Origin of the sequence: Pseudarthrobacter sp. NamE2, from assembly GCF_005796205.1 — a bacterium.
Lineage (GTDB): Bacteria > Actinomycetota > Actinomycetes > Actinomycetales > Micrococcaceae > Arthrobacter.
Map to the genome: position 1 here is coordinate 38,819 of NZ_VAHN01000021.1, position 7,392 is coordinate 46,210.

5 protein-coding genes and 1 pseudogene are annotated in these 7,392 nt (G+C 65.9%); 4 read left to right on the forward strand and 2 right to left on the reverse strand.

Going from position 1 to position 7,392, the window contains the following annotated elements; translation table 11 throughout:
* Window positions 1–4 precede the first annotated feature (4 nt).
* Window positions 5–1,423 carry an MFS transporter gene (locus tag FDW83_RS17970; RefSeq protein ID WP_138139440.1) on the reverse strand — a complete coding sequence of 473 codons (1,419 nt, stop codon included), beginning with the start codon at window positions 1,421–1,423 and terminating at the stop codon, window positions 5–7.
* A gap of 240 nt (window positions 1,424–1,663) precedes the next feature.
* Here FDW83_RS17970 and FDW83_RS17975 point away from each other — a divergent pair, with 240 nt between their 5' ends.
* Genes FDW83_RS17975 through FDW83_RS17985 form a run of 3 tightly spaced genes read left to right on the forward strand, consistent with a single transcriptional unit; the run spans window position 1,664 to window position 4,765 of the window.
* Window positions 1,664–2,332 (forward strand): response regulator transcription factor, encoded by a 669-nt coding sequence (locus FDW83_RS17975; RefSeq protein WP_138139448.1) that lies wholly within the window; start codon window positions 1,664–1,666, stop codon window positions 2,330–2,332.
* Complete coding sequence (locus FDW83_RS17980; RefSeq protein ID WP_138139441.1) at window positions 2,329–3,771, forward strand: HAMP domain-containing sensor histidine kinase; 1,443 nt, start codon at window positions 2,329–2,331, stop codon at window positions 3,769–3,771. The genes FDW83_RS17975 and FDW83_RS17980 overlap by 4 nt, the downstream gene beginning before the upstream one ends.
* The gene (locus tag FDW83_RS17985; protein WP_171027614.1) at window positions 3,755–4,765 is read left to right on the forward strand and encodes a TAXI family TRAP transporter solute-binding subunit; all 1,011 of its coding nucleotides are present in this window, start codon (window positions 3,755–3,757) and stop codon (window positions 4,763–4,765) included. The genes FDW83_RS17980 and FDW83_RS17985 overlap by 17 nt, the downstream gene beginning before the upstream one ends.
* Before the next feature lie 399 nt (window positions 4,766–5,164).
* Here FDW83_RS17985 and FDW83_RS17990 read toward each other — a convergent pair whose 3' ends face one another.
* A complete protein-coding gene (locus FDW83_RS17990; protein WP_138139442.1) occupies window positions 5,165–6,652 on the reverse strand; it encodes a helix-turn-helix transcriptional regulator in 1,488 nt (495 codons plus the stop codon).
* A 176-nt stretch (window positions 6,653–6,828) separates the two neighbouring features.
* On the opposite strand from FDW83_RS17990, the pseudogene FDW83_RS17995 reads away from it, so the two are divergent.
* Window positions 6,829–7,392: pseudogene (locus FDW83_RS17995) on the forward strand (isocitrate lyase); the annotation flags it as partial.

Sequence of the window (7,392 nt, forward strand, 5' to 3'; positions counted from 1 at the left end):
GTACTTAGCGGCTGGCAGCGGCCAGGCGGTCGCCGTCGTCATCCGGCTGCACCGCCTTCCCAGCGTCCCAGGCGTGGCCCTGTTCCTGGTCCAGGTGCGTGGCCTTCTTGTTCTTGAGGGCGAAGATGTAGACAAGCAGGGACAGGGCGATGGCGACGGTGACATAGGTGAAGAAGAGGTCCACCTGGCCGGCCTTTTGCAGCGCGGCGCCGATCAGCGGAACCGTCCCGCCAAACAGCGAGTTGGCGATGGCGTAGCCCAGCCCCACGCCCAGGGCGCGGATGGACGCCGGGAAGAGTTCTGCCTTCACCAGCGCGTTGATTGAGGTATAGCCGCCCACGATGAGGAGCCCGCCGAGCATCAGCAGGAACGCGGTGAACGGGTCCTTCGTGCCGGACAGGGTGGACAGCAGCGGCCAGGTGAAGAGCACGCCGGTGATGCCGAACCAGAGCAGCAGCGGCTTGCGGCCCACCTTGTCCGAGATCATGCCGTAGACGGGCTGCAGCAGCATAAAGATGAACAGCGCCCAGAAGTTGATTACCGACGTATCTGTCTTGGCGATGCCGGACGTATCGTTCATGAACTTCAGGATGAAGTTGGTGTATGTGTAAAACGCCACCGTTCCGCCCAGCGTCACACCGATGCAGACCAGCAGCGGCTTCCAGTGCCTGGTGAAGAGCAGCCTCAGGGTGCCGGGCTGGGCCTCCCCCGCAACCGGAACGTGCGCGGCGCGGATCTGGTCCGCGGAGACCGTTTCCTCCATGGAACGGCGGAGCCAGAGCACCACCAGCGCCGCTGCACCACCGAGGGCGAACGGGATGCGCCAGCCCCACTCGGTGAGGGCGTCATTGCCAAGGACGTTCTGCAGGATCACCAGGACCAGCAGGGCCAGCATCTGGCCTCCCACCAGCGTGACGTACTGGAAGCTAGAGAAGAAACCGCGGCGCCGGGATGTTGCGGCCTCGGACATGTAGGTGGCGCTGGTGCCGTATTCGCCGCCCACGGAGAAGCCCTGCAGCAGGCGCACCAGCACCAGCAGGACCATGGCCCAGATTCCGATGACGTCCTGGGTGGGCAGCACGGCGATTGCAAAGGACCCGGCGGACATCAGCGTCACGCTGAGGGTCAGCGCTGCTTTGCGGCCATTCCGGTCGGCGTAGCGGCCGAAGAACCAGGCACCGATGGGGCGCATGAGGAACGACGTCGAGAAGACGGCCATTGCCTCCAGCCCGGCCTGCAGGTCGTCCTTGGAGTTGAAGAAGTGCGCCTGGAAGTAGGCGGCGAAGACGGTGTAGACGTAGAGGTCGTACCACTCCACGAGGTTGCCGGCGGAACCTTTGAGGATGTTGCCCACCGCCCGGCGGGTCTGGGCCGCTTCCGACGGGGCTGCCTCCGTCAGCGGCGCTGCTTGTTCGGTGCTCATCATGAACCTTCCTTGGTGTGACAGTCTCCCGAAAGCGCGGAGGACCCCCACCAAACTATGGGTGATGCAGGGCACAACCAACGCGGGAGCAGGTTTCCTAACACTTCCTTAGGTTTCGGCCCCGGTCAGCCTTCCCCGCGGCGGGAATTTGCTTGTCCCGCCGGAAAATGCCGCAAGGCGGTAGTCTCCAAAGGCGAGGGATGCGGCTCAACCCCGGCTTTTAAGGACAAGGACATGGCAATGGACGTGCTGATCGTCGAGGACGACGACGCCATGGCCGGCGCGCTGGCAGCGGGAGTGGCCACGGCGGGCCTGAAGGCAGCCAGGGTGTCACGGGGGTCGGACGCCCTGCTGGCGCACCGCGATTACGAGGTAATCCTGCTGGACCTCGGGCTGCCGGACATGGACGGCCTGGATGTGCTGCGCAAGCTCCGCCAGGTCACGGACTGCCCCATCCTGATCCTGACCGCCCGCGACGACGAACGCAGTGTGGTGTTGGGCCTGCGGTCCGGAGCGGACGACTACCTGGTCAAACCGGTCAAGCTTGTGGAACTGCTGGCCCGCATCGAGGCGGTCACGAGGCGCGTGCGCCGAGGCAGCGGAAGCACCCCGCACACCATCTCCCTGGGCGACCTGGAAATTGACTTGGGCCGCCGGACGGCCGCCAGGAACGGCGAGGTACTCACCCTGACCGCCACCGAGTTCGAACTCCTGGCCCTCCTGGCCCGGAACGCCGGTTCCGTGATGACGCGGGAACAGATCCTCGATGCGCTGTGGGGTGACGCCTTCCTTGCATCCTCCCGGTCTCTGGACGTGCACCTGACGGGACTGCGGGCCAAACTGCAAAAACCCGGGTTCATCATCAATGTCCGTGGGGTGGGCTACCGGGTGGAGGCGGATCCGGCGTGAGGCTGCGCGTCCTGGGGGTCCTCAGCGTACTGTGCCTGCTGGTGGTCTTCCTCGTGTCCGGCACCATCCTGGGTTCTGCCTCGCGGGAACTGACCCAGGAGGTCCAGATCAACCGGGTAGCGTCGCTCAACCGGTTGGCGCAGGTGGCTTTCGATGCCGCCGGTGACGGGGACACCACGCGCCTCCAACGGGAGATGGACACGTACTCGTCCCTGTACGGTGAAGGGATCGTGGTTCGGTTGCAGCAGGCGACACTCAGTTCCGGCGGCCTCAGCGACGGAAGGACCGATGTCCGGGACGCGCTGTCGCGGACCGGCCTCAACGTCAGTGATACGGCGCTGGCACAGCTGGAACCGTTCGGGTCCGGTTCGGAACTCATCTTCCGCCCGTTCGGCAGCGCCAGCCAAGTGCTGGGCGGCGTGGTCCTGGAAGTCGACCTCGACACAGCCCGCCAGAAGCTCGGCGGACGCTGGCTCCTGGTGGCGGCTGCCGCCGTCGTACTTGCCGCTGTGCTCCTGCTGGCGGCGGCCCGCATCACGGGGTGGGTGCTCCGGCCCGTCCTTCGGCTGAATACCGCGGTGACCGAACTGGCCAGGACGGGGCGGGCAGGGCGCCTGCCCGAGGACGGGCCGCCGGAACTGCGCGAGTTGAGCCGTTCCTTCACTGCCATGGCCCGTACCGTGAGCGACAGCATCGAGTCGCAGCGCCAGCTGATTGCGGACACCTCCCACCAGTTGCGGAATCCCATCGGTGCGCTCAGGCTGCGCCTGGACGTGCTCCAGCTGGAACTGAGGACTGCCCGGGAGCACGACGCGGCGGACAACGTGATGGCCGAACTGGAGCGGGTGGAGGAGATCCTGGACGGGGTATTGAAGCTTGCTGCCGCGGAGCACCGTGCCAGCGAGGACAGCGTGCGCGCCTTCGGCAGCTTTGGCCACCGTTCCGCTGCGGGGCCGGTTGATCCGTATCCTGTGCTGCAGGGGGAAGTGGAACGGGCCATTCCTGCGGCAGAACGGGCCGGAGCACGGCTGGTCCTGGCTCCGCCCCCACGGGGCCCAATGCTGGTCTCGTGCCAGCCCGCGGAGCTCTCCCAGATGATTGCCGAGCTCCTCAACAACGCCATAAAGTACGCCCCCGGGGCCACAGTGAGCGCCTCGGTTACGGTGGCCCGGAACGCAGTTGCCGTGGAAATTTCCGACGACGGGCCCGGGCTTTCCGAGCAGGAACGCACCTTGGCTGCCACACGGTTCTGGCGCTCGCCCCGTCATGCGACGGTCCGGGGAACAGGCCTGGGCATAACGATAGTTGACGAGCTGGCCGCGGCGAACGGCGGGCGCCTGGTTCTGGGCACCGCCACCCCGCACGGCCTCTCCGCCCGGCTTGAATTTTCTGTTGCACCCGCTGACTCCGTTCCCGGAACGGGTGGTCTGCGTGCGTGACGTCGCGGGCCTTTACGCTGCCCCTCCCCGCAGGGCGGTTTTGAAAGCCGGTCTTGGCCTTGCGGCAGCTGTAACCCTGCCCTCCGCCCTTGCCGCCTGCAGAGAAGGCCGCCCGGACGAACTGACCGTGGCTGGTGGCGAACCCGGGGGCTTCTACCTGGAATTTTCCACCCTGCTCGCGGCATCCCTGGAACGCCACGGAGTAGCCGGCTCGGCGCGGGCGTTGTCCACCGGAGGCAGCCTGGACAACATCGCGGAGCTGCGGTCAGGCCGGGCCACCTTCGCCGTTGCCCTCGCCGATGCCGCCGGGCAGCCGCAGGAACCCGGTGCAGTGGAAGTCGCGGCCCTCGGCAAGGTCTACGAGAACTACGTGCATTGCGTGGTGCGCCGGGACAGCGGAATCACCGCCATCTCCGGGTTGGCCGGACGCAGGGTGGCCACCGGGCAGCCGGGCTCGGGGACCTCCCTCACCACCCCGCGGCTCCTGGCGGCGGCGGGACTGAGTACCTCCGCCGGCGGAGTGCCGGGTAAGGACGGTGATATCGCCGTCGTAAGCCTGGGCCTGAACGACGGCCTCACCGCCCTGAAGGCGGGCACCGTGGACGCCTTGTTCTGGTCCGGCGGCGTGCCGACCGCCGCGATCACCGCGGCGGGGCAGGACATGGCACTGGCGCTGCTGGACCTCTCGTCGCTGCTGCTTGAACTGCGCCGCCTGCACGGCGCCCAGTACGACCGCGTCCTTGTTCCGGAGGGCAGCTACCCTGGTGTTCCGGCCGTGTGGACTGTGGGAGCGGCGAACCTTCTGCTGTGCCGTGCGGACCTGGATGCCGCAACGGTGGAGCGGACGGTCCAACTTCTGGTGCACCACGCGGGCGAACTGATCCCTCAGTCCAGCCTCGGCGTACAGTTCCTCAGCCCGGAAACCCTCATCAACACCGCCGGCGTCCCGCTGCATCCGGCCGCCGCGGACGCCTACAGGGAGCTGCACGGCTAACGACGCTCTCTCACTTTCTGCAGCACATCGGCAAACCCTCTCCCACCTCACGGGAGCAATCACCGGAACGCCTGCTCACGCAGGTGGCTCTGGCCCAAACCCCGGTTCACTTTTTTCAGGAAAACGAGCGGTGCTATGCGGGAGAGCCCGCCAGACCTGAGCGGTCGTTGGGCACGTTCCGGCTACTTATCCACATGCGCGCTTCCGGCCGTCGCAGGCCGGAGCGCTCGCTCCCCACTGTTTGGGATACCCCGAACAGCGAGCAAAGCGAGGATCAATGGGCGGGAATCAGCGCAGATGTCGGGGAGGTGCTGGTTGACATGCTTTGCCTCGACGTGCCCGCGACGCTTTGCAACATCCACATGGCAGACCATGTCACCACCGGAACCACTGAGTAGCTCACATGCCCGAGTGGGACTGCAGGAAGCTATAGACCTCGGTCTCGTCCACGCCAGGGAAGGCACCTGGCGGCATGGCAGCCAGCAGGTGCGAGTGCGCCCGCGCCGATGGCCAGGCATTCCCCGCCCAAGCACTGGCCAGCTCTGCCGGCGGGCGTTTGCAGCAGGTGGGATCCGGGCAATTGGACGCGGCCCGGGCGTTGGTTTCCCTGCCTCGGAACCACTTCACGTGCTGGTACGGCACCCCGATGCTCAGGGAGAACTCGCCGGTGGCCGAACGCTCCGTGCGGGCGGTGCACCAGTAGGTCCCGGAGGGGGTGTCCGTGTACTGGCTGTAGGCACTGAACTTGTCCGGCACATCGAACACCGCCCGGGACGTCCAGGCTTTGCAGGACGGCTGGCCCTCGATGGCGCCGGTGTGGTCCTGCGGGAAGCTCACGCCGTCGTTCTCATAGGCCTTGTAGATGATTCCGCTCTGGTGCGTCTTCTGGAAATGCGTGGTTATGCCCAGGTGCCTGGTGGCCAGGTTGGTGAAGCGGTGCGCCGCCGTCTCATAGGAAACAGCAAACGCGTCCCGGATGTCCTCCACCGAGATTTCCTTGGCCGCCTTGGCTTTTTGCAAAAATTCCACGGTTGCCTGCTCCGGAAGGAGAAGGGCCGCGGCAAAGTAGTTGGTGGCCACGCGCTGGGCGAGGAAGTCCCCGTAGTTACGGGGCGTTTCATGGCCCAGGACGTAGTGGCCGAGCGCCTGCAGCAGCACGGAGCGGGGATCGTGGTCCTGCCGCTGGCTTTGGGTCAGGTAAATTTTGCGGTTCTTCAAATCCGTCACGGAACGGGTGGAATGCGGCAAATCACCCACGTGGTGCAGGGTGAATCCAAGGTGCGCGGCGATGTCCGCGATAACGTGCTGGCTCAGCGGGCCGGTGGTGTAGCCCACCTCCTTGAGGACCTTCTGCGCTTCGACCTCGTACTCCGGGAAGTAATTGCCCCGCTCACGCATCATCGCCCTCAGTTCGCCGTTGGCACGGCGGGCTTCCTCCGGCGTGGCCACCTGCTCATTCATCTTGCGTTCCAGCTCGTGCAACAGCCCCACCTGGGCCTCAAGGACATCCATAGGAAGGCGCGAACTGATGCGGATTTTGGGCAGATTCAGGGACTCGTAGAGCGGTCCGCGCTGGTACCGCTCCAGTTCGATTTCGAGGGCCGCGCGGCGGCTTGGTGGCTCTGCCCCGAGGAGCTGATCAAGGCTGATGTTGAGAGCCCCTGCCAGGTGCTGCAGCAGGGTCAGCTTGGGTTCCCGCTTGCCGTTCTCAATCAGGCTCAACTGGCTGGGAGCGGTCCCGACGGCGGCGCTCAGGTCATCGAGTGTCAGACCGGCCTGTTTGCGCAGATGGCGGACGCGGCGGCCCAGTGCGATGACGTCCAGTTCGGCGGTGGACGCGGAGGGCGACGGCCGCGAAACTTCCCTGTTCCAGCTTGAAGGCGACATTTTTGAAGAATACGTGAAGATGTGCGTTTCTTTCCATCGTTTTCATCTGGAAAGGGGGCTGAAAGTGCCGAAAAGTAGTTGTCACGGAAAGAAAGCCCGCACCGGAAAAGCCGGTGGGAACCTCAAAGGCGAGGTTCCCACCTGCCAGATCCGGAGCTCAATCAAGGAGATCAACGATGACTGCAGCATTTGAGCCCACCCCACAGACGCCCGAACAGCAGGCCGCCGCCCTGGAGCTCGAATGGTCCGCCAACCCCCGCTGGGAAGGTGTGACCCGGGACTACTCAGCCTCCGACGTCGTCCGCCTCCGCGGCCGCGTCTCCGAAGAACACACCCTGGCCCGCCGCGGGTCCGAAAAGCTCTGGAAGCAGCTCACCGGGGAGCACAAGACCGGCGGCTACACCAACGCCCTTGGCGCCCTGACCGGGAACCAGGCCGTGCAGCAGGTCAAGGCCGGGCTCCGGGCCATTTACCTTTCCGGCTGGCAGGTGGCCGCGGACGCCAACAACTCCGGCCACACCTACCCGGACCAGTCCCTCTACCCCGCCAACTCCGTTCCCACCGTTGTCCGTCGGATCAACAACGCCCTGCTCCGGGCCGACCAGATCGAATTCTCCGAGGGCGTCCAGTCCGTTGAGGACTGGCTGGTCCCGATCGTCGCCGACGCCGAGGCCGGCTTCGGCGGTCCGCTGAACGCCTACGAGCTGATGAAGTCCATGATCCAGGCCGGCGCCTCCGGT

What these genes read in the sequence shown, in the direction of transcription:
- FDW83_RS17970 (WP_138139440.1), bottom strand. Translation starts at nt 1,423, where the DNA reads ATGAGCACCGAACAAGCAGCGCCGCTGACGGAGGCAGCCCCGTCGGAA.
- FDW83_RS17975 (WP_138139448.1), top strand. Translation starts at nt 1,664, where the DNA reads ATGGACGTGCTGATCGTCGAGGACGACGACGCCATGGCCGGCGCGCTG.
- FDW83_RS17990 (WP_138139442.1), bottom strand. Translation starts at nt 6,652, where the DNA reads ATGTCGCCTTCAAGCTGGAACAGGGAAGTTTCGCGGCCGTCGCCCTCC.